Origin of the sequence: Agrococcus sp. Marseille-Q4369, assembly GCF_018308945.1 — a bacterium.
Classification (GTDB): Bacteria; Actinomycetota; Actinomycetes; order Actinomycetales; family Microbacteriaceae; genus Agrococcus.
In genome coordinates this window covers 2,078,950-2,104,409 of sequence record NZ_CP070501.1, presented here as the reverse complement: position 1 = coordinate 2,104,409, position 25,460 = coordinate 2,078,950, and the positions used below count along the sequence as shown (strand labels likewise).

Here is a 25,460-nt window from a genome sequence, read left to right as displayed (position 1 = left end):
GATCGCGAACGATCAGAGAGGATCACCCGACAGATGAGCACCATCGCTGCAGCGGTCACCACGTCCGCTTCGGAGATCAAGGCCAAGCACGCCGCCATGTGGGCGCTCGGCGACTACCCCGCCGTCGCGCACGAGGTCATCCCCGCCACCGGCCCGCGCCTCGTCGAGGCCGTCGACATCCAGGCGGGCGAGCGCGTGCTCGACATCGCCGCGGGCGACGGCAACGCATCCGTGCCCGCCGCCGAGCGCGGCGCGAGCGTCGTCGCGAGCGACCTGACGCCCGAGCTGCTCGAGGCGGGGCGCGCCCGCTCGGCCGACTCCGGGCTCGACATCACGTGGCAGGCGGCGGATGCGGAGGCCCTGCCGTTCAGGACGCACGAGTTCGACGTCGCCATCTCGTGCGTCGGCATCATGTTCGCGCCCTTCCACGAGGCGGCGGCGCGCGAGCTCGTGCGCGTCGTGCGGCCCGGCGGCCGGATCGGACTGCTCGCGTGGACGCCCGAGGGCTTCATCGGCGAGATGTTCACGATCATGAAGCCGTTCGCGCCCGCGCCGCCGCCCGGAGCGCAGCCCGCGGTGCTGTGGGGCTCGGAGGCGCACGTCCGCGAGCTGCTCGGCGCGCGGGTCGAGCTCACCTTCCGCAAGGAGCTGCTCGACGTGCGCCGCTTCGGCAGCGGTGCCGACTTCCGCGACTTCTTCAAGCGCACCTACGGCCCGACGATCGTCACCTATCGCGGCATCGCCGACCAGCCGGAGCGGGTCGCCGAGCTCGACCGCGAGCTCGAGGCGCTCGGCGAGCGCTACCGCGACGGCGATCTCGTGCAGCTCGAGTACCTGCTGACGACGGGCACGGTGCGGTAGCCCCCACCGCTGGCTTGTCTCACGCCAGGTGTAGGGCGAGTCGCTCCGAAGCGCTCCGCATTCGAGCGACTCGCCCTACACCTGCATCGACAGCCGCGGCGACCGCCAGCTCAGACGCCCGGCGGCCCGTCGAGCACCGTCGGCACGTACTCGAGCAGCTGCATCCCGCCCTCGAACGCGCGGCTCTCGACGAGCTCGAGCCGCACGTCGGGGTAGCCGTCGAAGATGCGATCGCGGCCGCTCGCGCCGGTGATGACGGGGAAGAGCACGACGCGGTAGCGATCGACGAGACCGGACGCGAGCAGCGAGCGGCAGAGCGCGACGCTGCCGAGCGTGCGGAGCGGACGCGCCGATCCCTCCTTGAGGTCGCGCACCGCCGCGACCGCGTCGCCGGCCACGGGCGTGCTGTTCGGCCACTCGAGCGGCGCGGTGAGGGTCGACGAGAAGACGAGCTTCGGCACCTCGAGCAGCTGCTCGGTGCCGGCTTCGCCGCCCTGCAGCAGGCTCCACATGAGCCGATAGGTCGTCGCACCCATGAGGATCGGATCGTCCTTCTCGGGCGACTCCTCGAGCCAGCGCAGGTACTCGGGGCTCTCCATCCCCCACCAGCCGGGCCATCCCTCGGCGGCGCCGTAGTCATCGAGCGAGCAGATGAAGTCCACGGTCAGGGTCTGCACGGTCAGCTCCTCCGCCTCGGTCAGCACCTCGCGCGTCCGACGCTAGGCCGCCATGCCGCGCGCGACAACCCGTCGGCTGCCCGCGGCTAGGCTCAAAGCACCTGACCTGGAGGTTCTGTGCCCTACGCACCCGTCTTCCACGCCGAGGATCTCGCCGACTTCGTCGACGCATCCCCCTCGAGCTTCCACGCCGCCGCCGAGGTCGCGCGACGCCTCCAGGAGGCCGGCTTCACCGCACTCGACGAGACGGATGCGTGGTCCGAGACCCCGGGCAAGCACCTGGTAGTGCGCGACGGCGCCGTCATCGCCTGGGTCGTGCCGAAGGGTGCGACGGCGACGACGCCCGTGCGGGTCTTCGGCGCGCACAGCGACTCCCCCGGCTTCAAGCTTAAGCCGCAGCCGACGACCGGCCGGCTCGGCTGGCTGCAAGCCGGTGTCGAGGTCTACGGCGGGCCGCTCATCAACTCGTGGCTCGACCGCGAGCTGCGCCTCGCCGGTCGGCTCGTGCTCGACGACGGCACCGAGGTCCTCGCCGACTCCGGCGCGCTGCTGCGCCTGCCGCAGCTCGCGATCCACCTCGACCGCGCCGCGAACGACGGCTTGACGCTCGACAAGCAGGCGCACACGCAGCCGGTGTGGGGCCTGGGCGCACCCGAGTCGGCCGACCTGCTCGCCGAGCTCGCAGCATCCGCCGGCATCGACGCGAGCCGCATCCGCGGCTACGACCTCACGACCGCCGATGCCGCCCGCGGTGCCCTCTTCGGCAAGGACCACGTCTTCTTCGCCGCCGGCCGCCTCGACGACCTCGCGAGCGTGCACGCGGGCGTCGTCGCGCTCGCGAGGGCCGCCGACGGCTTCGACGGCGACCACATCCCGGTGCTCGCGGTCTTCGACCACGAGGAGATCGGCTCGGCGACACGCTCGGGCGCGGCCGGTCCCTTCCTCGAGGATGTGCTCGAGCGCATCGGCCTCGCGCTCGGCGGCGACCGCGGCGAGCGGATGCGCGCGCTCGCGTCGTCGTGGTGCGTCTCGAGCGATGTCGGTCACTCGGTGCACCCGAACTTCCCCGAGAAGCACGACCCGATCGTGCAGCCGCTGCTCGGCTCAGGGCCGATCCTGAAGATCAACGCCAACCAGCGCTACGCGACCGATGGCGCGGGCGCCGCCGCGTGGCACGGCTGGTGCGCTGCGGCGGGCGTGCGATCGCAGGCGTTCGTCTCGAACAACACCGTGCCGTGCGGCTCGACGATCGGGCCGATCACCGCGACGCGGCTCGGCATCCGCACGGTCGACGTCGGCATCCCGATCCTGTCGATGCACTCGGCGCGCGAGCTCGCGGGCGTGAGCGACCTCTTCGACCTCGCGAGGGTCGCCGAGGCGTTCTTCTCGGGCACCGAGATCTGAGCCGAGCGCCGGTGGGCCAGCGGACGGGCGTCGACTACATCCTGCCGCTGCGCTGGGATGCGGCAACCTCCCGCCGCGAGCGCGCCGAGCTCAGCGCGTATCTGGAGCGGCTGCGCGACTGGGCCGACGTCGTCGTCGTCGACGGCTCCGCCGAGCCGGTCTTCGCCGAGCACCGCCGGGCGTGGTCGCCGCTCGTGCGCCACATCCGACCCGACCGCGTGACGCCCAACGGCAAGGTCGCGGGTGTGCTCACCGGCATCGAGGCGACCGACCAGCCGCGCATCGTGATCGCCGATGACGACGTGCGCTACTCCGAGGCGGCACTGGCGGATGCGGTGGGCCGGCTCGGCCGCGCGGGCATCGTCGCGCCACAGAACCACTTCCGGCCGCTCCCCTGGCACGCGCGCTGGGACACTGCCCGCTCGCTCATCAACCGCGCGCTCGGCGCCGACTATCCCGGCACGCTCGTCGTGCGGCGCGAGCTCGCCGCCGACGGCTACCGCGGCGACGTGCTGTTCGAGAACCTCGAGCTGCTGCGCACGGTCGAGGCGCGCGGCGGCCGCGTCGAGTGGGCGAAGGACCTCTACGTCGAGCGCCGCCCGCCGACGCCCGCGCACTTCCGGTCGCAGCGCATCCGGCAGGCGTACGACTCTCTCGCGCAGCCGGCCCGGCTCGCAGCAGAGCTCGCGCTGCTGCCGGCGCTGCTGCTGCAGGCGCGGCGCCCCCTCGGCTACCTGCTGTGGGCGGCCGCCGCGGTCGCCGTCGCGGAGCGCGGCCGCCGAGCCGCGGGCGGGCGGGGCGTGTACCGCCCGACCGCGGCGCTGTGGGCGCCGGCATGGGTCGCGGAGCGCGCGGTCGCGGCGTGGCTCGCGCTCGGCTGGCGCCTGCTCGGCGGCGTGCCCTATGCGGGCGGCAGGCTGCACGCCGCAGCCTCGTCGCGGCACGCGCTCGCGGGTGGGCGCGCCCAGCGCTAGCGAGGAGCGACCGGCGACATCCAGCCCGCAGGACGGCGCTTGCCGTACCCTGGCAGCTGGTGTGCCGGGAAGCCTGGTCGGCGTGCCGCCGGGCACGAGGCTCGGCGGCGTCGAGAGGAGCCCCGTGGAGCCCACCCGCACACCCACCGGCGCGCGCCGCGCGCGCATCGCGCAAGCGCTGCGACTCGAGACGACGAGCGGCGTGCTGCTGCTCGTCGCCGCTGCCGCCGCGCTCATCTGGGCGAACTCGCCGTGGCGCGAGTCGTACGCATCCCTCATGGAGCTGCGCGTCGGTCCCGCGGCGCTGCACCTCGATCTGAGCGTGGCCGCGTGGGCGGCGGATGGGCTGCTCGCGGTCTTCTTCTACGTCGTCGGCGTCGAGCTCAAGCACGAGATCGTCGCTGGGAGCCTCCGCGATCCGAAGCGCGCCGCCGTGCCGGTGCTCGCCGCGATCGGCGGGATGGCGCTGCCCGCGGTCGTCTACGTCAGCGTCGTGCTCGTGGCGGGCGACCCGGCGGCGCTGAGCGGCTGGGCGATCCCGGCCGCGACCGACATCGCCTTCGCGCTCGCGGTGCTCGCGATCTTCGGTCGCGGGCTGCCGGTCGGCCTGCGCACCTTCCTGCTGACGCTCGCGGTCGTCGACGACCTGCTCGCGATCGTCGTGATCGCCGTCTTCTACACCGCGGCCGTGCAGCTGTTCGCGCTGCTCGGCGCGGCCCTCGCCGTCACGGCGTTCGCGCTGCTCGTGCGCAGCCGGTTCAGCACACCGTGGGTGCTCATCCCGATCGCCCTCGTCGCCTGGTGGCTCATGCACGAGTCGGGCGTCCACGCGACGATCGCGGGCGTCGTGCTCGGCGCGACCGTGCCGGCGGAACGCCTCTACGGCGAGCGCGAGTCGCGCACGCACCGCCACGAGGCGGCCGTGCGCCCATGGTCGACCGCGATCGCGCTGCCGGTGTTCGCGTTCTGCTCCGCGGGCGTCTCGGTCGCCGACGGCGGCGGCTTCGCCGAGCTCGCGGCGCAGCCGGTGCTGCTCGCCGTCGCAGCGGGCCTCGTGCTCGGCAAGCTGCTCGGCGTGCTCGGCGTCACCGCGATCGTCACCCGACTGACGCCGCTGCGGCTGCCCGACGGCATCGGCATCCGCGATCTCGTGCCCGTCGCCCTGCTCACCGGCATCGGCTTCACCGTCTCGCTGCTCATCACCGAGCTCTCGTTCGACGACGCCGCCCGCACCGATGCCGCGAAGCTCGCCGTGCTCATGGGTTCCGGTATCGCCGCGCTGCTCGCCGCACCCCTGCTGCGCTGGGACGCGCGCCGCGCCCGCAGCATCGACGAGAACGCGGATGGCATCCCCGACTCGCAGCAGGCGCGGATCGGCGACTGACCGTCAGCGGGCCGCAGCAGCCTCCTGCCGCCGCACGATCTCGGCGATCCACGTGGGCGCGAACGGCGACGTGCAGTTCGGCGGGGTCGGGTAGTCCTTCAGCACTTCGAGGCGCTCGCCGATCGCGAGCGCCCGCGCGCGGTGCTCGGGATGCGAGATGCCGACCTGCGCGAGCGTCGTGTTCATCTCCCACTGCAGCCGGTCAGGCGCATCGCGCAGCTCCGCCTCGATCGTGTCGAGCACGCTGGCGAGGTCGAGCCCCTCGGGACGCTTGACGACGCGATCGCTCGTCAGTGCCCATCCCGCGCTCGCGACCACCGCATCCGCGTCTCCGAGCCACGCGAGGCGCAGCGCCTCGGCATCCGGATGCTTCTTCACGACGTAGTTGACGAGCCAGTCGTGCACCTTCGGGGCCCTGGCTTCGCGCAGCATCGCGTCGAGCTCGTCGCGCGAGAACGACTTCGGGCGGCAGATGAGCAGCGCGAGCAGCCGGGCTGCCGTGTCGTCGGTCGCCCACAGCTCGAGGGCGAGCTCGTGCTGCGTCTTCAGGCGCTTGGCGATCGCGCGCAGCGTGCCGAGGTTGACGCCGTGATCGTCGCCGTGGCGCTCGTTGACCTCGCGCATGCGCGGGTCTTCCAGGGTGGCGAGCTCGGCGAGCAGCTCTGGGACGGTCTCGGACATCGTGGCCTCCCCGGCAAGCCTAGGACGAGAGCCGGCTCAGCGGTTGCGCTCCGACTGGTGGCTCGCGCTCGGACCGCCGACCTCCTCCGGCAGCTCGTCGATCGGGACGACGACGATGTCCTGGATCTTCCAGTCGAGGTCGATGCAGCCGTCCCGCGCGTCGAGGAGCTGCTGCAGCGTCGGCTGCATGCCGTGCCGCGGCACGACGAACGACTCGACGTGGAAGACGTGGCCCTGGTCGCGCACGCGCGAACCGGCCTCCGCCACCCACGGCAGGCCGCGCAGGTAGTCGTCGATCTCGGCGGCATCGGGATGCGGTTCGTCGTCGTCGAAGGTCGTCGCGCGCGTGTCCATGAGGTCGGTGATCGCCGCCTTCATGTTCTTGACGCCGTCCCACAGGATGCTCGCGGCGATGAAGAGCGCGGCCGCAGAGTCGGCCCACCAGAGCCCGAGCCCGATGCCCGCGACGCCGACGATCGAGCCCGCCGCGGTCATCCAGTCGGCCTTGTTCATGTCGGCGTCGGCGTAGAGCACCTTGTCGTGCAGCTCTTCGGCGAGCTTCATCTTCACCCTGCCGAAGTAGATCGGCAGCGGGATGGTGAGCGCCATCACGAGCATCATGAGCCAGCCGAGCCACAACTGCTGGTCGAAGATCACGACGGTGCCGATCGGCGGGTGCTCGGCGAGGATGAGCCCCGAGATCGAGTCGTAGATGAGGAACGCGCCCATCGTGAACAGCGCGACGCCCGCCACGAGGTGCGCGACGCCCACCGAGCGGTGATAGCCGTAGGGGTACTTCCTCGTCGGCGTCTTGTTGACGAGCCGCACGGCGAGCAGGAACGCGATCGGCGGCGCGAGCGAGAGCAGGTCCTCGATCCAGGCGGCCTTCATCGCCTGCGAGCTGCCCATGACGAGGAACACGAGCGTGATCGCGACGGCGAGGAACAGCAGCGTGAACCACTCGATGCGGATCGCGCGCTTGAGCGCCTGCTGCTGGCGCTCGGGCAGCTCCGTGCGGCCGAAGCGGTCGGTGCGCGCCTTCATCGTCCCGTCTCCTCATGCAGGAAGGTCTCGAGCTCGACGAGGAACGCGTTCTCGCCGAGCGGAGCGAGCATGATGTGCTTCTCGACCGTGCCGTCGGCGGCGGGCGCCTCGAGGTAGGGGCGGGTCGCGGCGCCGAACTCGCTCCAGGGCGTGTCGTCGAGGAAGCCGCCGATGACGAGGTCGAGCTCGCCCTGCTCGAGCGCGTCGGCCAGCTCTGCCTCGCTGCCGGTCTCCCAGGCGATGTCGGCGTCGAGCCGCTCGGCGAACTGCTCGACGAGCGCGGGCTCCGAGCCCGTCGGTTCGTCGACGTCGTCGAGCTCGACGTAGGGCCGGCGCTCCGTGGCGCCGACGCGCAGCACGTCGCCGCGCACGCGGTCGAGCGTGCCCTCCGGGTCGTTGGGGAACTGCGCGCCGCACCCGCTCAGCGCGAGCGCCGCGACCGTCGCGCTCGCGAGCGCCAACCGCATCCTCACCATGGTTCGGACAGTAGCCCCGCCACCGTAGAGCAGGCTGGAGCCGGGCGCCTACCGCGTGCTGCGCAGCAGCGCCCGCGTGCTGGATGAAGCTGCCGTCGGCCTCCGCCCCCACCGCATCGATCGCGACGTCGGCGCCGACCCTGTCGGTGATCCGCTTGAGGTGCACGACGATGTCGTCGTACTCGACGAAGTTGTAGGTCTCGGCGTGCGCGAAGGTGCGGGCCTTCTCGAGCCGGTAGTCGAGGTGGTCGATGACGATGACGCGCGCCGCGCCCATGAACCACGCCGACTTCGCGGCGTAGAGCCCCACCGGACCGGCGCCGAACACGACCACGGTGTCGCCCTCGGCGATGTCGCCCAGCTGGGCTCCGAAGTAGCCGGTGGCCAGCGCATCCGTCAGCATCACGGCATCCTCGTCGTCCATCCACTCGGGGATCACCGACGGGCCGACGTCGGCGAAGGGCACGCGCACGAACTCCGCCTGGCCGCCGTCGTAGCCGCCGGTGGTGTGCGAGTAGCCGTAGAGCGCGCCGACCGCGGTGGCGTTCGGGTTGACGTTGTGGCAGTTCGAGTAGAGCCCGCGGGCGCAGTAGAAGCACGAGCCGCAGGAGATGTTGGCGGGCACCATCACGCGGTCGCCGACCTCGAGGCTCTGCACCGAGGGGCCGACCTCGTCGATGACGCCGATGAACTCGTGCCCGAAGGTCGTGCCGACCCGGGTCCTCGCATCGGCTCGCCTCCTGGTGGATCGGTGAGCCAGCGTTGCAGGGGCCCGCGCCCGCTTCAAGGCGTGGCGGCTGGGAATCCACTCACCGGTCGCCCGTCGAGGCGCGGATGCGTCGGCCCGGCTCGGGCACGCGGGGCGCGAGTCGCGCGGCGCGGTCCTCGTCGCTCATCCGTGCGAGCACGCGCACGTCGGCCCCCTCGGGGAAGTAGCCGCGACGGCTGCGCTCGAGCCGCACGATGTACCACCAGGCCGGCACGCGAGCGGCCTTGGAGCGGTTGTGCGCTGCGCACAGCGCCTGCGCGTTGCGCTCGATCGTGGGTCCGCCGCGCGACCACGGGATGATGTGGTCGACCTGCGTCGCCCGAGCGCCGCAGCGACCGACGAGGAAGAAGAGCGCCGCCTCGCAGCGACCGCCGGCGCGCTCGAGCACCGCAGCGCGAGGGCCGAAGCGGAACGTGCGCCACGGGTCGCGGCGAGGCGTGAGCGGCGCTCGCGTGAGCAGCGGCATCCGCAGCACCGCGACCGCGACGATCGCGCCGATGATCCACCACGCGTGCGGCGCGAGCCATTCGATCGACAGCTCGAGCACCTGCCATGCGATCGCGTCCACCGCATCCCCTCACCGCGTCCGGACCTCGGTGTCGCGCGCACTCGATCATGGCCGCTCACCGGCACCCGAGCCAAACCGCCCGTAGACTGCACCGGGCCCCGCGGCAGGCGCCGCGCAGCGCGCTCGCCGCGGTCGGCTCCGTGACGTGACGAGGAGGGGCGCGATGGCTGGATCCGAGTCGGTCCGCAGCGACGACGCATCGACCCGTCGGCTCCGCCGCCTCGTGCGGGAGGGGAAGCTGACGGCGCTTGCAGAGGACGCCGCCGCGATGCCCGCCCGCGAGCTGATCGCCGTGCTCGAGCGGCTCTCCTTCCGCGACCGCGCGGTGGTCTTCCGGGTGCTGCCCAAGTCGCTCGCGATCGAGGTGTTCGACCGGCTCGACCCCGCGGTGCAGGCCGACGTCGTGCAAGGGCTGCACGAGGTCGAGGTCACCGACATGTTCGGCGAGCTCGACCCGGAGGACCGCGCGGTGCTGCTCGACGAGCTCCCCGCGTCGGTCGCCAGCCGTCTCGTGCGAGCACTGCCCGACGACGAGCGGACGCGCACGTCGGTCGTGCTCGGCTACCCGGCGCGTTCGATCGGCCGCCACATGAGCTCCCAGATCATCGTGCTGCGCGCCGACGACCCTGTGGCCGAAGCGCTCGAGCGCGTGCGAGCGCGCCTCGCCGACGCCGAGACCGTCTACACGATGCTCGTGGTCGACGACGAGCGGCGGCTCATCGGCACCGTCGCGCTCCGCGACGTGCTCGGCGCCGCAGAGGACTCGCCGATCGCGAGCATCATGCGGCCCGCCGACCTCGAGGCCGATGCCGCGACCGTCACGGAATCGGCGGAGCTCGCCGCCCGCCGCTGCGCCGACCGGAAGCTGCTCGCGCTGCCGATCGTCGACGCGGAGGGGCGCGCGGTCGGGATCCTCACGGTCGAGGATGCCCTGAGCCTGCTCGAGGACGCGGAGAGCGAGGACGTGGCCAGGTCGGCGGGATCCGAGCCGCTGCGCCGCCCCTACCTGTCGACGCCCGTGCGGAAGCTCGTGATCTCGCGCGTCGTCTGGCTCTTCGTGCTCGCGATCGGCGCGACGCTCACGGTGCAGGTGCTCGAGGGCTTCGAGGAGACCATCGCGCAGATGGTCGTCCTGTCGGTCTTCATCCCGCTGCTGATCGGCACGGGCGGCAACACCGGCAACCAGGCGGCGACGACCGTCACTCGCGCGCTCGCGCTCGGCGACGTCACGCCGCGCGACATCCTCGCCGTCCTCGCTCGGGAGTCGCGCACGGGGCTCAGCCTCGGCGTCGTGCTGGGCGGCGCGGGCTTCGCGGTCGCCTCGCTCTTCTACGGTCCGGGCATCGGCGCCGTGATCGGCCTCACGCTGCTGTGCATCTGCACACTCGCGGCGTCGGTCGGCGGCGTCATGCCGCTCGTCGGGAAGGCGATCCGCGTCGATCCGGCGGTCTTCTCGAACCCGTTCATCACGACGTTCGTGGATGCCGCGGGCCTCGTCGTCTACTTCCTCATCGCGCGAGCGGTGCTCGGGCTGTAGCCGCCGAGCGGCGGCCCCCGTCAGGATCTCGGCGCCCGCGCCCCAGCGCCCCGATGCGATCGTGGACATGGGTAGACAAACCGCCTACCTTGACCGTATGAAGACGATCTCGGTCGGCGAGCTGCGGCAGAACCCCGCGGTCATGCTCGCCGAGGTCGCGGCGGGCGAGACCTACCGGATCACCCGCCACGGTCGGGAGGTCGGCCGCATCCTTCCCCCCGACGAGGCGATCGCGCTGATTCCTGCGCCGCGGCCCGGCGGCATGCAGCTGACGGGGCGAGAGCCGCACGAGCTGCGCTCGGCCCCGACGGTCGAAGCGCTGCTCGACGACCTCGACCGCGCATGGTGAGCGGCGGCTGGTACTACCTCGACACCTCGGTGGCGGTGCACGCGCTGCTCGGCCACAGCGTGAAGGCCGCTGCATGAATCGAGGCCGCGGACCGCGACGAGTCGGTCGACCTCGTCTCGTCTCGGATCCTGCGCACCGAGCTGACGCGAGTGCTGCGCCGCGAAGGGATTCCGGGCAGCGAGCGCGACCGCCTCTTGGTCGGCCTCAGCCTGGTGCCGCTCTCAGAGGGGATCCTGCAGCAAGCTGAGGCGATCGTGCCTCACGTCAAGACGCTCGACGCCATTCACCTCGCGAGCGCCCTCGCCATCGGACGAGACCCCATCGTCGTCACGCACGATGTCACCATGGACGCCGTCGCACGAGAGCTCGGCCTGCGGACCTTCGACCCGGTCGCGTGATCGACCATCGCGTGATCGACCATCGCGTGATCGACCGCCGTGCGGCTCACTCGCCGCCGAGCTGCCCCGTCATCCGACCGTGCATCTTCGTCGACGCGGCATTGAGCCCGTGCAGCTCGACCGTCTTGCCGAGCCGGGCGTACTTCGTCTCGATCGCGTCGAGCGCGGCGACGGTCGACGCATCCCAGATGTGCGAGCGCGAGAGGTCGATCACCACGCGCTGAGGGTCGTCGACGTAGGAGAACTGCGTCGTCAGGTCGTTCGACGAGGCCCAGAACAGCTCGCCCTCCACGGCGTAGTGGGCCGACGCATCCGTCACAGTCCGCGTCACGGTCGCGAAGTGCGCGACCCGGCGGGCGAAGAGCACCATCGCGACGACGACGCCGACGATGACGCCGATCGCGAGGTTCTCGGTCACGACGACGACCGCGACCGTCGTCACCATGACGAGCGTCTCCGACAGCGGCATGCGGCGCAGCGTCGACGGCCGCACGCTGTGCCAGTCGAACGTCGCCCAGACGACCATGATCATCACCGCGACGAGCGCGGCCATCGGGATCATCGCGACGACATCACCGAGCGAGACGACGAGCACGAGCAGGAAGACGCCGGCGAGGAACGTCGAGAGGCGCGAGCGGGCGCCCGAGACCTTGACGTTGATCATCGTCTGGCCGATCATCGCGCAGCCGCCCATGCCGCCGAAGAGGCCCGAGAGCACGTTCGCGACGCCCTGGCCCCACGACTCGCGCGTCTTGTCGGAGCGCGTGTCGGTGACGTCGTCGACGAGCTTGGCCGTCAGCAGCGACTCCATGAGGCCGACGAGCGCCATCGCGAACGCGGTCGGACCGATGATGCCGAGCGTCTCGAGCGTGAGCGGCACATCCGGCACGAACAGCGACGGGAGGCTCTCGGGCAGCTCGCCCTGATCGCCGACGGTCGGCACGGCCAAGCCGAAGATCGCGACGGCGGCCGTCAGCACGATGATGGCGATGAGCGGCGCCGGCACGGCCTTCGTGACGCGTGGCCAGAGCACGATGATGACGAGCCCGACCGCGACGAGCGGGTAGACGAGCCACGGCACGCCGATGAGGTGCGGCAGCTGCGCGAGCAGCACGAGGATCGCGAGCGCGTTGACGAACCCGACCATGACGCTGCGCGGGATGAAGCGCATGAGCTTCGCGACGCCCGCGACGCCGAGCAGCACCTGCATGATGCCGGCGAGGATCACCGTGGCGATGAAGTAGTCGAAGCCGTGCTCGCGCATGATCGGGGCGATGACGAGCGCGACGGCGCCGGTCGCGGCAGAGATCATCGCGGGCCGGCCACCGAGGAACGCGATCGAGACGGCCATCACGAACGACGAGAAGAGGCCGACGCGCGGGTCGACGCCCGCGATCACCGAGAACGCGATCGACTCGGGGATCAGCGCGAGCGCCACCACGAGCCCCGCGAGCACCTCGCGCGTGAGCAGTCGCGGCGTGCGCAGCACGGTGACGACGGATGGGTCGTCGCGGTAGCGCTCGCGGGCGCCGGGGGCGGTGGTGGCCATGGGGCTCCTCGGCGGCACGCTGGGGCGCGCCAGGAAACGGATGCGCGGCGACGCGCGAGAAGAGGAAGGGAACGTCGGAGAGCCCGACGGGCTCAGTCTACTGGCGGGTGGCTGCCGGGTGACCGTCAGTACACCGGCAGACGATCGATGACCTTGGCTGCGGCTTCGATCATCGCCGCGGCGTCCGCTTGCGCGCGGCGAGCGTCATCAGCGGTCGCGACCGGCTTCTCCACCGACGGGTACTCGCTGCTGTTGCGCAGTCTCCGCATCCCAGGGAACGGTCGAATCGTCGTGCCCATGACCCTGCCGAACTGAGCGTCGACGGCGTCATAGACGGCGATGTGACCGCCTGCTCCCGTCGGACGGATGCCTTGCACGAGCAGAAGGGATGCCAGCGCCTTCCGTGCGCCGTCGTAGGCGAGCTGGAAGGAGCCGATCGGATCCGCCTCGATGCTCGCCTTCGACGTCGCGACGTGCGCGCGAGCCTGTGTGAGGTAGGCGTGTGCAAGCTCGGCATTCGCCGGCACTCGCTCGAGGTGCTTCGCCTCGAGCAGGGCGTCGACTTCGCCTCGCCCCGGCTGCCACCCGAAACTCATGCGTCCTCCTCGCGCAACGGGATGCTCACGAGCGGCCGATCGTACAGATGCCGCAGGAAGAGGTCGTCCTTGTCTCCCCAGGCGCGATGCGAGACCGCGCGCGGATTCACCTCGCGACCGAGGCGCTTCCGCGCAGTCTCCGCAGCCGTGTCGAGCGCCGCGGGATCGATCTCATCACCGACGACCAGCACATCGACGTCTCGCGGATCGGATCCAGTCTCGCCGTGGAGCCGGGCGGCCCACGACCCGTAGATGTACGCCTCATCGACTCCCGGAACATCGCGCAGGAGCGGCGCGAGCACGGCGGTCGGTCCGTACGCGTAGCGAAGGATCTCGGCGACGGGCCGGTAGAGCGGATGCTCGTCATTGACTCTGATGAGTCGGCTGCGCCCGACGGTGCGCGCGAGCAGGAATCCCGCCTCAACCATCCGCCGCAGCTCGCGAGATGCGTTGGCGACCGCGGTATCGGCCGCTGCCGCGAGCTCGGTGACTGTGCGCTCCCGATCCGGATTCAGATACAGCTCGGCGAGGAGCCTCCCCTGAGTGTCCGATCGCAGCAGCGGAGAGAGCGTTGGCACCGACGATTTCACATTTGCGATGATATCTTGCGCTTAAAGAGACTTTCAAGCACTCCTATCGCCGAGCCCGATGGCGACTTGCCCTGAACAGGAACGTCGCTCAGTCCGCTGAGGTTCGAGTGAAGTGCTTCCGGATGCGGTCGGCCTGCTCTGGCGTGAGGTGCCACTCCGTGCCGATCTCGTGACCCTCGAACGGGCCGCCGCCATCGGTCGGGTTGCGCAGGAAGCCGCGGATCTGCTTGCCCTTGCGATCCATGCCGAGCTCGCGCGACAGCTCTACCGGGGTGATCGTCGACTCGTCCATGTGCCGAGGCTATCGGCACGGTGAGCGCAGCGGACGAGCCGCCCGGCGCCATGCGGCGCGGGCGGCTCGTCAGGTGGTTGCGCTCGACTACGCGTGCGCGAGCGACCGGTCGTCGGCATCCCCGGCGGGCAGGTCCGGGAACGCCTCCGCGACACCGGCGTGCACGATGCGGCCGGCTCGCGTGTTGACGCCCGCGGCGAGCGTGCGGTGGGCAGCGATGGCCGCTTCCGCTCCCTGCTGCGCGATGCGGTGGATGTACGGCAGCGTCGCGTTCGAGAGGGCGCGCGTCGCGGTCTGCGGCACCGCGCCCGGCATGTTGGCGACGCAGAAGTGACGGATGCCGTCGACCTCGAAGGTCGGGTCGGCGTACGTCGTCGCGTGCGACGTCTCGAACGCGCCGCCCTGGTCGATCGCGACGTCGATGAGCAGCGCTGTCGGCTTCAGCAGCGCGAGCTGCGCGCGCGAGACGACCTTCGGCGCCGCGCGGCCCGGCACGAGCACCGCGCCGATCACGACGTCGGCCTGCGCGAGCTCGGCCTCGAGCGTCGCGACGTCCGACATCAGCACGCGGGCGCGCCCGTGCAGCAGCGCGTCGAGCTGACGGATGCGCGTGGGCGACATCTCGAGCACCGTCACCTCGGCCTGCATGCCGAGGGCGAGCTGCGCGGCGTGCGTGCCGACGGCGCCGCCGCCGATGATCAGCACCCGCGCCGGCGCGACGCCCGGGGCGCCGCCGAGCAGCACGCCCGGGCCGCCCGCGGGCCGCATGAGATGCGCGGCGGCGGCGTGCGCCGCGAGGCTGCCGGCGATCTCGCTCATGGGCGCGAGCAGCGGCAGGCTGCCGCCGTCGCTCACGGTCTCGTAGGCGATGCCGAGCGTGCCCGACTCGAGCAGCGCCTCGGTGAGCGGCCGGTCGGCCGCGAGGTGCAGGTAGGTGAAGAGCGCGAGGTCGTCGCGCAGGAAGGCGTACTCCGCAGGCGTCGGCTCCTTCACCTTGACGAGCAGCTCCGCTCCCGCCCACGCCTCCTCGCGCGAGACGAGCTCGACACCCGCGGCGAGGTACTGCTCGTCGGGGAACCCCGCGAGCTCGCCCGCGCCCCGCTCGACGAGCACGGTGTGCCCGGAGCGCACGAGGTCCTCGGCACCCGCGGGCGTGAGCGCGACCCGCGCCTCACCGGGCTTGATCTCCTTGACGACTGCGATGCGCATCCGCCTGTCCTTTCGTCCTTCAGCTGCTCGCGCGTCGCGCGATGTTGTAGAAGCGCACCGCTTGGTACTCCTCGAGGCCCTCGGCGCTGCCCTCGCGGCCGAGGCCGGACTGCTTGACGCCGCCGAACGGCGCTGCCGCGTTCGACGGCACACCCTGGTTGATGCCGACGATGCCGCTCTCGAGCCGGTCGGCGACGTCGAGCGCGCGGTCGAGGCTCTCGGTGAAGACGTAGGCGGCGAGGCCGAACTCGGTGTCGTTCGCCCGCTCGAGCGCCTCCGCCTCGGTCGAGAACCGCTGGATCGCGGCGATCGGGCCGAAGATCTCCTCGCGCGCGAGGTCGGCGTCGGCCGGCACCCGGTCGAGCACCGTCGGCGCGAAGAAGCGGCCGTCGCCGAGCGCCTCGCCGCCCGCGAGGAGCGAAGCGCCGCGCTCGACGGCGTCGCTCGTGAACGCGCCCATCTGCTCGACCGCACGGGTATCGATGAGCGGGCCGAGCACGGTGCCGGCGCCGAGCCCGCCGCCGACGCGCACGTGGCGGAAGCGCTCGGCGAGTCCCTCCGCGAAGGCGTCGGCGATGCCGTCCTGCACGAAGAAGCGGTTCGCGCCGATGCACGACTGGCCGCCGTTGCGCAGCTTCGCCGCGAACGCGCCGTCGATCGCGCGCTCGAGATCGGCGTCGTCGAAGACGAGGAACGGCGCGTTGCCGCCGAGCTCCATCGATGAGCGCAGGACGTTGTCGGACGCGAGCCGCATGAGCGTGCGCCCGACCTCGGTCGAGCCGGTGAACGAGACCTTCCGCACGCGCGGGTCGCGGAGCACCGCCTCGCTGAAGCGCGACGAGCTCGAGGTCGTGACGACCTGCACGAGGTCGGCCGGCACGCCGGCCCGCACCGCGAGCTGCACGGCGAAGATCGTCGTGAGCGGCGTCGCGGTCGCGGGCTTCACCACCGCGGCGCAGCCGGCGGCGAGCGCGGGCGCGATCTTCCGCGTCGCCATCGCGAGCGGGAAGTTCCACGGCGTGATGAGCACCGAGAGCCCGACGGGCGCGCGCCGCGTGAGGATGCTCGCGCCGCCGTCGGGCGCGTCGCGGAACCCGCCCGCGGGGCGCACGGCCTCCTCGGCGTACCAGCGCACGAAGTCGCTCCCGTACTTCACCTCGCCGCGCGCCTCCGCGAGCGGCTTCCCCATCTCGCGCGAGATGAGGTGCGCGAGCTCCTCGGTGTGCTCGACGAGCAGCGCATGCCACGCGTGCAGCACGTTCGCGCGCTCCCGCGGGGTCGTGCGCGCCCAGGCGCGACCGGCCGCATCCGCCGTCTCGACGACCCGCAGGGCGCCGTCGACGTCGATGTCGGCGATGTGCGCGATGCGCTCGCCGGTGGCGGGGTCGTCGACCCCGATGCCCTCGGCGGGCAGGTCGAGGCCCGCGATCACCGCGTCGGCGGTGGCGACGGCGGATGCGTCGTGCGCGATGAGCGCGTCGGTCGCGATGGTGCTCATCGGCCGGCCTCCTCGATGATCGCCTGCTCGATGGCGGCGACGTAGTCGACGACCTCGCGGTCGCTCACGATGAACGGGGGGCTCAGCTGCAGGGTGTTGCCGCGCAGCGGCCGCGTGATGACCCCGAGGTCGACCGCGCGGTCGGCGACGCGCTCGTTGCCGAGCCGCTCGTCGAGCGAGATGCCGCCGAGGAAGCCGGCGACGCGCACGTCGACGACGGCCTCCTGCCGCTGCCGGAGCGCGTCGAGCTCGCGGCGGAGCACCTCCTCGAGCTCGCGCACGCGCGGCACGAGCCCGTCGCGCTCGAGGATGTCCAGGTTGGCGAGCGCGACGGCGGCTGCGGTCGCGTGGCCGGCGTAGGTGGCGCCGTGCCGGAAGACGGGCGTCTCGGGCGCATCCACGTAGAACGGCTCCCACAGCCGCGGCGCGACGAGCACGCCGCCGAGCGGGGCGTAGCCCGAGGTGACGCCCTTCGCGAAGGTCACGAGGTCGGGCTCGATGCCGAAGCGCTGGGCGGCGAACATCTCGCCCGTGCGGCCGAAGCCCGTGATGACCTCGTCGAGCACGAGCAGGATGTCGTGCTCGCGCGCGAGGCGGTGCAGGCCCTCGAGGTAGCCGGGCTCGGGCGGGTTGACGCCGCCGGTGCCCTGCACGGGCTCGGCGACGATCGCCGCGATCCTGTCGGCCCCGATGCGCTCGATCGTCTCCTCGACCTGCGCGAGGTCGTCGAAGGAGACGCGCGCGGTCTCGGGCACGAGCGACTCGGTGCCGTAGCCCTCGCGGTTGAAGGGCAGGCCCGCGATGCTCGTGCCGTAGGCGTGGAGGCCGTGGTACGCGTGCTCGCGGCTGAGGATGATCTGCTTCGACGGGCGGCCCTGCTGCTGCCAGTGGCGGCGGGCGAGCTTGCACGCGACGTCGATCGCGTCGGAGCCGCCGGAGTTGAGGATGACCTTGGCGCGGTCGATCGGCGCGAGCGCGGCGAGCCGCTCGCCGAGCTCGAGCGCCTTGTCGTTCGAGTAGCGGGCGAAGATGTGGTACGTCTCGAGCCGCTGCATCTGCTCGAACGCGGCGCGCGCGAGCTCGGGGTGCGCGTGGCCGACGTTCGCGTGCCACAGGCCCGCGGTGCCGTCGAAGAGTCGCTGCCCCTCGGTCGTGAAGACGTAGGAGCCCTCGCCGCGGTCGATGACCAGCTGGCGGCCGACGATCGAGGGCACATGCGCCTGGGCCGGCCACAGCGCGGGCGCGTCGAGCACCCGGGCGGTGTCGGTGGCGGCGTGGGCATCGGTGAGCGTCATCGCATCTCCTTCATCGCAGACGTGGGTCGCGCGCCTCGAGCGGGCGCGCACCTCCACGCTAGGGCGCGTCAAGCGTCAGGTACAGCGACCCTTTCCGACGATCGATCGTCACCTCTGCTGACGATCCGCGAGCGCCGCGGCGATCGCGTCGCGCACGACGCCGAACCACGGATGCGCGCCGGCGCCCGGGCGGACGAGGAAGAGGATGTCGCGCTCCTCGTTCGCGGGCAGCAGCGGGCTCGGCTCGAGTGCGGAGCCCGCCTCCCGGACGACGAGATCGGGCAGGAACGCCGCTGCGAGCCCCGCCTCGACGAGCCGCAGGTGGAAGAGCAGGTCGGAGGACTCGTGGGCGACGAGCGGCTCGAGCCCGAGCTCGCGGCACACGCGCAGCGCCCACGCGGTCGACGGGGCCTCGCGGCGCTCCATGACCCACGGCATCCCCCGCATGTCCTGGAACGACGCGTGCGCGAACCGCTCGGGCAGGTAGCCGCGCACGGGGTCGCGACCGATGACCGAGGCCTCGATCGCGCCGGTCGGGCTCAGCTGCGTGCCGGGGAAGGTGTCGGTCACGACGGCGTCGACCTGCCGCGAGACGAGGCGCAGCACCGCCTCCTCCGGGTCGGCGCGGCGCAGCCGCACGTCGAGCCCCGGGTGCTCCTCGGCGAGCCGCTGCAGCGCCGTCGGCATGACGATCCGGCCGATCGAGGTGTAGACCGCGACGGTGATGACGCCGCGCGGCTGCTCGCGAGCTGCGGCGAGCTCGGCCTCGGCGTGCTCGAGCGCGGCGAGCACCGCCTCGGTGTTCTGCACGAGCGCGTGGCCGACGGGCGTCAGCCGCGCGGTGCGGCCGACGCGCTCGAGCAGCACGGCGCCCGTCTCGCGCTCGAGCAGCGAGAGCTGCTGCGAGATCGCGGAGTGGCTGTAGGAGAGCTCGCGCGCGGCCGCGGTGATGCTCCCGTGCAGTGCCACTGCCCGCAGCATGAGCAGTCGCGTGAGGTCGAGCACGGTCGAAGCCTATGCCGCGGGCGCGGGCGCGGGCGCTCCACTGCCGCGGACCGTCGCGCGCAGGGTCGGCCCGGCGCCCCACTACGTTGAGCCCATGGCCACGATGATCCCCGGCTTGATCCGCCCAGGCACGCCGCCCGGCGAGTTCAAGGTCTTCGAGGCGCTCCGCGACCACCCCGGCACCGCCGACTGGATCGTCTGGCACGGGCTGCCCATCCGCCACCACGAGACGCAGGTCGAGGGCGAGGCCGACTTCGTCATCGTGATCCCGGGCGAGGGGATGCTCGTAGTCGAGGTGAAGTCGCACGAGCGCGTCGAGGTCGGTGACGACGGGCTCTGGCGGCTCGGCGGCCAGGAGCCGACGCCCCGCTCCCCCTACGACCAGGTGTGGGACAACTCGCGCAGCATCCGCAAGTGGATCGAGCGGCGAGCGCACGTGCTGCCCTTCCCGACCTGGCAGGCAGTGTGGTTCCCGATGCGCGGCGGCGAGCTCGTGGCGCAGCTCGAGCAGCGCATCGACGTGCCCGCGAAGGCGACGCTCTCGCGCGCCGACCTCGACGCATCCCGGCTCGTCACGAGCATCGTCGGCGTGCTGCGGCACGGCCGCCGCGAGCTCGAGCGGCGAGTGCCCGCCTACCAGGCGGGCCGGCCGGACGAGCAGGACATCGCCGAGGTGCGAGAGGCGCTGCAGCCGTCGATCTCGTGGGCGAGCGCGATGAACGAGCGCCGCGAGCAGCGCGAGCGCGACCTGCGCGAGGCGACCGAGCGGCAGGAGCGGGCTCTGCAGTACTTCGCCGCGAGCCCGCGGCTGCTCGTGACCGGGCCGGCCGGCACGGGCAAGACCAACGTCGCGGTGCGCGCGGCCCTGCTCGACGCGAACCGCGACGAGCGCGTGCTGCTCACGTGCTTCAACCGCCGGCTCGAGGCCGACCTGCAGCGGCGGCTCCGCGACCGCGACGACGTGACGGTCGCGCGCGTGCACCAGCTCATGCTCGCGTTCGCCGGCCTCACCCCGCCGGACGACGCGGGCGACGACTGGTGGAACGGCACGCTGCCCGACGCCGTGCTCGCCGTCACGCGCGCACCGGGCTTCGAGCCGCCGTTCACGAGCCTCATCGCCGACGAGGCGCAGGACCTCGCGCGCGACTCGACGCTCGACGTGCTGGACAGCCTGCTCGTCGGCGGACTCGCCGGCGCCCGCGTCGTGCTCGCCGGCGACTTCACCCGCCAGGACATCTACACGCCGCAACCCACCCGTGGGTCGAGTAGCCCGACGCAACCCGACCGTGGGTCGAGTAGCCCGACGCAGTCGGGCGTATCGAGACCGAGCCCCATCACCGACCGCATCCCCGACACCGCCACCATGACCCTCACGACCAACGTGCGCCAGACCCCGCAGCTCGCCGCGCTCATCGAAGAGCTGCTCGACGACGAGCTCTACATCGGCTTCGACCGTGACACCGAGGAGGAGCCCGACGACCTTCCGCTCACGATCCTGCGCTACCGCACCGAGGCCGAGCAGCAGGAGCAGCTCGCGAGCGCGCTCATGGCGCTGTGGGACGACGGCTGGGATCCGCGCGAGATCCTCATCCTCTCCCCTCGGCGGGCGTCGGCGGCGAGCCGTGCCGCGGGCGCGGTGGCGGATGCGCTGGCGAGCCACGACGGTGACGCGAACGGCACCCCGTGGGGCACCGTCCACGCGTTCAAGGGGCTCGAGGCGCCCGCGGTCGTGCTGACGGACGTCGACGGCACGAGCGCGCGCTGGCACGACCTCCTCTACATCGGCGCGACGCGCGCGACCGAGCGGCTCGTCGTGCTCACGAGTCTCGACGAGATCGCCGGACGGGCCCCACTGCAGCACTGAGCGGTGGAAGGCCGACGAGATGATGCCGGCCACGTCGTTCAGGTGAAGTCTTGGACCCTGCTCGCCCAGTAGCCCGGCCGGCGCCGCTCGTGCGCGTACGCAAGCACGCGAACTCGCTGGTGGGCGACGACGTAGACGACGCTCATGCGGAACGGCCTGATGCTGCGTCGCCGAATCGTCGCGTTCGTCCCCGCGGTCGCGAGGGCGGGCCAAGCGTCGGGGCGAGCGAGCACGTCTTCCACCGCGCCTTCGGCGGCGTCGATCAGCATGGAGGCGGCATCGATCGGCAGTCGATCCGCAGCCGCGAGCAGCTCGGCGCGCGCCGCAGGATGCTCGCTCCAGTCGGACAGCGTCACATGTCCGCTTGCGCACGACGCGAAGCGATCCGCGCGCGGGCGAGCCGCATCGTCTCGCGTCCGTCGACGAGCTCGACTCGAGAGTCCTCGACCTCCGCGATGCGGAGGCGGAGCTCTGCGTGCCAAGCGTCATCCACCCGCGTGCTGTCCTCAGCGTTCTCTTCGAGATCAGCCATGACCTCGTCTGCGAGCCTGACACGGTCAGCGGGTGATAGGTCACGCGCCGCTCGGATCAGCTCCGCCAAGGTCATGCCCCGAGTGTAGGCCGCGGCCCAGCGCTCCGCGCAGGCGGATCCGGCACATGTGGATAGCCCCACGTCCGCCGACCGGCTGGTGCCCGCAACGCATGGCAGCAGCACGTGATCCGTGCCGACCAGCCTCAACGAGACCGTCCATGGCAGCGCTCCTGGACCGACCCGCTGCCCGGCGTCCTCGTGTCGATCACGCTCACTCCGCACATCGACGGGTGACCCGCCGGCCGTCCGCGCGTCCGATGCGTGAACGCCCGGCACACTGGCCGCATGGATGTGCGCGACCTCGAAGCCCTCGCCGTGCTCTCCGAGGAGCTGCACTTCCACCGCGCCGCGCTCCGGCTCGGCATCGCGCAGCCGGCGCTCTCGAAGCGCGTGCAGCGCATCGAGGCCGAGCTCGGCACCGATCTCTTCACCCGCGGCCCCGGCGGCGTCGCCCTCACGCCGGCCGGCCACGAGCTGCTCGGCCACGCCCGCACGATGCTCGGCGGCTGGCGGGCGATGCAGCGCGCCGCCGAGCAGCTGCGCGCCGGCGAGCGCGGCGTCGTGCGCATCGGCGCGGTCGGCTCCGCGTTCTACGAGGCGCTCCCCCGATTGCTCGCGCCGGTGCGCGAGGCGCTGCCCGGCGTGACGCTCCAGGTCGACGAGCTCGAGACGCCGGAGCTCGTGGATGCGCTGCGCGTCGGAGAGATGCAGCTCGGCTTCGTGCGCCCTCCGATCGCCGACGGGCTGCGCGTCGAGACCGTCTGGGTCGAGCAGTTCGTCGCCGCGGTGCCCGACACGAGCCGCCTCTCAGAGCTGTCGGCGGTCTCGGTCGCGGAGCTCGCCGAGCATCCGCTCATCCTCTTCCCGCGATCCGCGGGCATCGGCTACTGGGATCGCGTCGCCGGGCTCTTCGGCGACGCCGGCATCGAGTTCGAGCCGGTGCGCAGCGCCGCCCACGTCACGACGATCCTCGGCCAGGTCGCGCTCGGCATCGGCGTGAGCATCGTCCCCGCGTCGGCCGAGCGCGTCGCGATCCCGGGCGTCGCCTACGTGCCGCTCGACCGGCCGGCACCGCTGCAGCTCGCCGTCGCGAGCAACCCCGGCATGGTGCCGCTCGCCGCGCGACGCGTGCTCGAGCACCTGCCCGCCGTGCCGATCGAGCGCTGACGCGACCACACGCATCCGCCGTCGCCTGATTCCCGCCAGGCATCGAAGCGGCTCGATCCGATATTGGACGGTGCACGAAGCGCGCCGCTAGCGTGCGAGCACCTTCCATCGACGAAAGGCCTCCCGTGAGCACCACGACCGAACGCCCGGAGCGCTCCTCGCTGCGCCGGGTCGTGCTCTCCACGTTCGCCGGCACGAGCATCGAGTGGTACGACTTCTTCCTCTTCGGCTCCGCCGCCGCGCTCGTCTTCCCGCAGGTGTTCTTCCCCGAGTCGGAGCCCGGCATCGGCCTGCTGCTGTCGTTCATGACCTACGGCGTCGCGTTCGTCGTGCGGCCGCTCGGCGGCATCGTCTTCGGCGCGCTCGGTGACGTCATCGGCCGCAAGAACGTGCTCATCGCGACGCTGCTCGTGATGGGCATCGGCACGTTCCTCATCGGCTGCGTGCCCGGCTTCGACACGATCGGCTTCTGGGCGCCGGTGCTGCTCGTGCTGCTGCGCATCGTGCAGGGCCTCGGCCTCGGCGGCGAGTGGGGCGGCGCGGCCACCCTCTCGGCCGAGCACGCCGACGGCGCCGGCCGCGCGAGCGGCCGCGGCCTCATCGCCTCGTGGATGCAGCTCGGCGTGCCCGCCGGCAACCTGCTCGCCGTCGCCGCGCTCTTCGTCATGGAGTCGACGCTCTCGGAGGAGGCGTTCATCGCGTGGGGCTGGCGCGTGCCGTTCCTCGCGAGCGCCGTGCTCGTGCTGCTGAGCTTCTGGATCCGCGCGACCGTCGCCGAGTCGCCGCTGTTCGACGCGGGCGAGCGCGAGAAGACGCCGCTGCGCACGATGCTGCGCGGCCACTGGCGGCAGGTGCTGCTCACGATCGGCCTGCGCATCGCGAGCGACGTCTCCTACTACGTGTTCGCCGTCTTCGCCCTCTCCTACATCACCGGCAACCTCGACATGCCCGCGAGCGTCGGCCTCACCGGCGTCATCGTCGGCTGCCTCGCGCAGTTCGTCGTCATCCCGGTGAGCGCGCACATCTCCGACCGCGTCGGCCGCCGCCCCGTCTACATGGCAGGCGCGATCGCAGTGGGCGTGTGGGCGTTCATCGCCTGGCCGCTCATCGACACCGCGAACGCCGCGCTCGCGGTCGTCGCGATCGCGACCGGCATCGCCGCGCAGGGCATCATGTACGGCCCGATGGCGGCGTTCATCACCGAGATGTTCCCGACCAAGGTGCGCTCGACCGGCTCGAGCTTCGGCTACCAGGTCGCCGGCATCGCGGGCGGTGCGCTCGCGCCGTTCCTCGCCACCCTGCTGACGCAGACGTTCGGCAGCACGTTCTCGGTGAGCGTCTACGTCGCCATCACCGCCGTCATCGCCGTCGTCGCGTCGCTGCTCGCGCGCGAGACGACGCGGAAGGAGCTCGCATGACCACCCTGACCGACGCATCCACCGATCACGCCATCGCGCAGATCCGCGCCCGCCTGCAGGCGCGCGGCCTCGCCGGCTACGTCGCCTTCACGCCCTCGAACCTCTTCTACGCGACGGGCTTCCGCAGCTACTTCGTCTCGGAGTGGTGGCGGCTGCACGGCACCGTGCTCGCGTTCGTGCCGGCCGACGAGGCCAAGCCCGTGACGCTCATGCTCGGCGACTTCGAGGAGAAGACGGCCGCCGCGGCCGCGCCGGGCGTCGACCTGCGCACCTACCGGCTCTGGGTCGACCTCTCGACCGCCGAGCAGATGGGGCAGCCCTCCGCGCCCGTCGCGCAGCGCCCCGAGCAGTGGGACGCGGCCGAGCTCGACCGGATCACGACGGATGCGCTGCGCGACCTGGGCATGGACGCGGGCCGGGTGGCCACCGACCTCCCCCACATGACCATCGACACGTGGCAGCGGCTGCAGCGCGCCGCGCCCGGCGTCGAGTGGGTCGACTTCACCGACGACGTCTACGAGGTGCGACTCATCAAGCAGGAGTGGGAGGTCGAGCGGCTGCGCACCGCCGTCGAGCTCTCGGAGCGCGGCATGGTGGGCGCGATGGAGCTCGCGCGCGAAGGCATGACGGCGGGCGACATCCGCGCCGCCTACCAGCTCTCGGTCGCGCAGGCCGCGATGGGCGAGCCCCGCTTCGCCGGCTACACCGACAACTGGGTGCTGCCGACGATCGGCGGCACGACCTCCGCAGGCTACGGCGCGACCGCCGGCGGCCTGCAGGAGGGCGACCTCGTGAAGTTCGACTGCGGCACGACCGTGCTCGGCTACCGCAGCGACGGCGGCCGCACGTTCGCGTTCGGGCAGCCGAGCGCCGAGGCGCAGCGGCTCTACGACGTGCTCGCCGAGGCGCAGCGCATCGCCCGCGACTCCCTCGTGCCCGGCGCGCGCATCGGCGACGCCTTCGTGAACGCGATCGGCCACGTGCACAGCCACGGCTACCCGACGTTCAACCGCGGCCACGTCGGTCACTCGATCGGCATCGACACCTTCCACGAGGAGCCGCCGTTCATCGGGCCCGCGTGCGACGTGCCGGTCGAGGTCGGCATGGTCTTCGCGGTCGAGGTGCCGACCTACACGCCGGACGTCGGCGCGATCATGATCGAGGACCTCGTCGTCATCCGCGAGCACGGCGCCGAGCTGCTGCACACGCTGCCGCACGACCTCGCGGTCGTCGAGCCGCGCCGCTAGCCAGCAGAGGCAAGGA

Annotated in this window: 26 protein-coding genes and 1 pseudogene; 11 read left to right on the top strand and 16 right to left on the bottom strand. The window is 72.1% G+C overall.

Translation table 11 applies throughout. From position 1 onward, the window contains the following. Window positions 1-33 precede the first annotated feature (33 nt). Entirely contained in the window at window positions 34-861 is an 828-nt protein-coding gene (locus JSQ78_RS10550) for a class I SAM-dependent methyltransferase (protein WP_211447451.1), read from the top strand. A gap of 110 nt (window positions 862-971) precedes the next feature. Here the strand turns inward: JSQ78_RS10550 and JSQ78_RS10545 are convergent, their stop codons facing one another. Then, the gene (locus tag JSQ78_RS10545; protein WP_211447450.1) at window positions 972-1,538 is read right to left on the bottom strand and encodes a dihydrofolate reductase family protein; all 567 of its coding nucleotides are present in this window, start codon (window positions 1,536-1,538) and stop codon (window positions 972-974) included. Between the two features lie 117 nt (window positions 1,539-1,655). Between JSQ78_RS10545 and JSQ78_RS10540 the strand changes: the two genes are divergently transcribed. The 3 genes from JSQ78_RS10540 to nhaA all read left to right on the top strand — a co-directional run bounded on the left by JSQ78_RS10540 (window position 1,656) and on the right by nhaA (window position 5,300). Further along, a complete protein-coding gene (locus JSQ78_RS10540) occupies window positions 1,656-2,942 on the top strand; it encodes a M18 family aminopeptidase (protein WP_211447448.1) in 1,287 nt (428 codons plus the stop codon). Window positions 2,943-2,953: 11 nt separating this feature from the next. Then, complete coding sequence (locus JSQ78_RS10535) at window positions 2,954-3,916, top strand: glycosyltransferase family 2 protein (protein ID WP_211447446.1); 963 nt, start codon at window positions 2,954-2,956, stop codon at window positions 3,914-3,916. Window positions 3,917-4,040: 124 nt separating this feature from the next. Then, window positions 4,041-5,300, top strand: coding sequence for a Na+/H+ antiporter NhaA (gene nhaA / locus JSQ78_RS10530; RefSeq protein ID WP_249295633.1), 1,260 nt, complete (start codon window positions 4,041-4,043; stop codon window positions 5,298-5,300). Between the two features lie 3 nt (window positions 5,301-5,303). On the opposite strand, the gene JSQ78_RS10525 is transcribed toward nhaA, so the two are convergent. From JSQ78_RS10525 to JSQ78_RS10505, 5 genes and pseudogenes are all read right to left on the bottom strand, one after another. Then, the gene (locus JSQ78_RS10525; protein ID WP_211447444.1) at window positions 5,304-5,981 is read right to left on the bottom strand and encodes a DNA alkylation repair protein; all 678 of its coding nucleotides are present in this window, start codon (window positions 5,979-5,981) and stop codon (window positions 5,304-5,306) included. Window positions 5,982-6,017: 36 nt separating this feature from the next. Further along, window positions 6,018-7,025 (bottom strand): cation diffusion facilitator family transporter, encoded by a 1,008-nt coding sequence (locus tag JSQ78_RS10520; protein ID WP_211447443.1) that lies wholly within the window; start codon window positions 7,023-7,025, stop codon window positions 6,018-6,020. Further along, entirely contained in the window at window positions 7,022-7,492 is a 471-nt protein-coding gene (locus JSQ78_RS10515; RefSeq protein ID WP_249295631.1) for a transporter substrate-binding domain-containing protein, read from the bottom strand. The genes JSQ78_RS10520 and JSQ78_RS10515 overlap by 4 nt, the downstream gene beginning before the upstream one ends. A 28-nt stretch (window positions 7,493-7,520) precedes the next feature. Beyond that, window positions 7,521-8,222: pseudogene (locus JSQ78_RS10510) on the bottom strand (alcohol dehydrogenase catalytic domain-containing protein); the annotation flags it as partial. 88 nt (window positions 8,223-8,310) lie between these two features. Next, on the bottom strand, window positions 8,311-8,838 hold the full coding sequence (locus tag JSQ78_RS10505; protein WP_211447441.1) for an HNH endonuclease: 528 nt from the start codon (window positions 8,836-8,838) through the stop codon (window positions 8,311-8,313). Between the two features lie 163 nt (window positions 8,839-9,001). Here JSQ78_RS10505 and mgtE point away from each other — a divergent pair, with 163 nt between their 5' ends. The 3 genes from mgtE (at window position 9,002) to JSQ78_RS13910 (ending at window position 11,122) form a co-directional block, all read left to right on the top strand. Next, on the top strand, window positions 9,002-10,375 hold the full coding sequence (gene mgtE, locus JSQ78_RS10500) for a magnesium transporter (protein WP_211447440.1): 1,374 nt from the start codon (window positions 9,002-9,004) through the stop codon (window positions 10,373-10,375). A gap of 97 nt (window positions 10,376-10,472) precedes the next feature. Further along, on the top strand, window positions 10,473-10,724 hold the full coding sequence (locus JSQ78_RS10495) for a type II toxin-antitoxin system Phd/YefM family antitoxin (protein WP_211447438.1): 252 nt from the start codon (window positions 10,473-10,475) through the stop codon (window positions 10,722-10,724). A gap of 149 nt (window positions 10,725-10,873) precedes the next feature. Continuing rightward, a complete protein-coding gene (locus JSQ78_RS13910; protein WP_249295629.1) occupies window positions 10,874-11,122 on the top strand; it encodes a PIN domain-containing protein in 249 nt (82 codons plus the stop codon). Window positions 11,123-11,168: 46 nt separating this feature from the next. On the opposite strand, the gene JSQ78_RS10485 is transcribed toward JSQ78_RS13910, so the two are convergent. The 8 genes from JSQ78_RS10485 to JSQ78_RS10450 form a co-directional block, all read right to left on the bottom strand. Then, window positions 11,169-12,671: a SulP family inorganic anion transporter gene (locus JSQ78_RS10485; RefSeq protein WP_211447437.1), complete on the bottom strand. Its 1,503-nt coding sequence runs from the start codon at window positions 12,669-12,671 to the stop codon at window positions 11,169-11,171. Window positions 12,672-12,796: 125 nt separating this feature from the next. Then, window positions 12,797-13,198 (bottom strand): hypothetical protein, encoded by a 402-nt coding sequence (locus JSQ78_RS10480; RefSeq protein ID WP_211447435.1) that lies wholly within the window; start codon window positions 13,196-13,198, stop codon window positions 12,797-12,799. Between the two features lie 65 nt (window positions 13,199-13,263). Further along, a complete protein-coding gene (locus tag JSQ78_RS10475) occupies window positions 13,264-13,857 on the bottom strand; it encodes a helix-turn-helix domain-containing protein (protein WP_211447433.1) in 594 nt (197 codons plus the stop codon). A gap of 88 nt (window positions 13,858-13,945) precedes the next feature. Then, window positions 13,946-14,149 (bottom strand): hypothetical protein, encoded by a 204-nt coding sequence (locus tag JSQ78_RS10470; protein ID WP_211447432.1) that lies wholly within the window; start codon window positions 14,147-14,149, stop codon window positions 13,946-13,948. Between the two features lie 87 nt (window positions 14,150-14,236). After that, on the bottom strand, window positions 14,237-15,358 hold the full coding sequence (ald, locus tag JSQ78_RS10465; RefSeq protein WP_211447431.1) for an alanine dehydrogenase: 1,122 nt from the start codon (window positions 15,356-15,358) through the stop codon (window positions 14,237-14,239). A 19-nt stretch (window positions 15,359-15,377) separates the two neighbouring features. After that, a complete protein-coding gene (locus tag JSQ78_RS10460) occupies window positions 15,378-16,856 on the bottom strand; it encodes an NAD-dependent succinate-semialdehyde dehydrogenase (protein WP_211447430.1) in 1,479 nt (492 codons plus the stop codon). Further along, a complete protein-coding gene (locus JSQ78_RS10455) occupies window positions 16,853-18,151 on the bottom strand; it encodes an aminotransferase family protein (protein WP_211447429.1) in 1,299 nt (432 codons plus the stop codon). Before JSQ78_RS10455 ends, JSQ78_RS10460 begins: the two co-directional genes overlap by 4 nt. A gap of 108 nt (window positions 18,152-18,259) precedes the next feature. Beyond that, the gene (locus tag JSQ78_RS10450) at window positions 18,260-19,156 is read right to left on the bottom strand and encodes a LysR family transcriptional regulator (RefSeq protein WP_211447428.1); all 897 of its coding nucleotides are present in this window, start codon (window positions 19,154-19,156) and stop codon (window positions 18,260-18,262) included. Window positions 19,157-19,250: 94 nt separating this feature from the next. Here JSQ78_RS10450 and JSQ78_RS10445 point away from each other — a divergent pair, with 94 nt between their 5' ends. Continuing rightward, the gene (locus JSQ78_RS10445) at window positions 19,251-21,020 is read left to right on the top strand and encodes a nuclease-related domain-containing DEAD/DEAH box helicase (protein WP_211447427.1); all 1,770 of its coding nucleotides are present in this window, start codon (window positions 19,251-19,253) and stop codon (window positions 21,018-21,020) included. A gap of 38 nt (window positions 21,021-21,058) precedes the next feature. Here the strand turns inward: JSQ78_RS10445 and JSQ78_RS10440 are convergent, their stop codons facing one another. Together JSQ78_RS10440 and JSQ78_RS10435 are read right to left on the bottom strand one after the other, a co-directional pair. Next, on the bottom strand, window positions 21,059-21,376 hold the full coding sequence (locus tag JSQ78_RS10440) for a hypothetical protein (protein ID WP_211447425.1): 318 nt from the start codon (window positions 21,374-21,376) through the stop codon (window positions 21,059-21,061). After that, entirely contained in the window at window positions 21,373-21,627 is a 255-nt protein-coding gene (locus tag JSQ78_RS10435) for an addiction module protein (protein WP_211447423.1), read from the bottom strand. Before JSQ78_RS10435 ends, JSQ78_RS10440 begins: the two co-directional genes overlap by 4 nt. Window positions 21,628-21,897: 270 nt before the next feature. On the opposite strand from JSQ78_RS10435, the gene JSQ78_RS10430 reads away from it, so the two are divergent. The 3 genes from JSQ78_RS10430 (at window position 21,898) to JSQ78_RS10420 (ending at window position 25,444) form a co-directional block, all read left to right on the top strand. Then, a complete protein-coding gene (locus tag JSQ78_RS10430; protein ID WP_211447421.1) occupies window positions 21,898-22,779 on the top strand; it encodes a LysR family transcriptional regulator in 882 nt (293 codons plus the stop codon). Window positions 22,780-22,904: 125 nt separating this feature from the next. Then, entirely contained in the window at window positions 22,905-24,197 is a 1,293-nt protein-coding gene (locus JSQ78_RS10425) for an MFS transporter (protein ID WP_211447420.1), read from the top strand. Continuing rightward, window positions 24,194-25,444, top strand: a complete 1,251-nt coding sequence (locus JSQ78_RS10420) for a M24 family metallopeptidase (protein ID WP_211447419.1) — start codon at window positions 24,194-24,196, stop codon at window positions 25,442-25,444. Before JSQ78_RS10425 ends, JSQ78_RS10420 begins: the two co-directional genes overlap by 4 nt. Window positions 25,445-25,460: the final 16 nt, after the last annotated feature.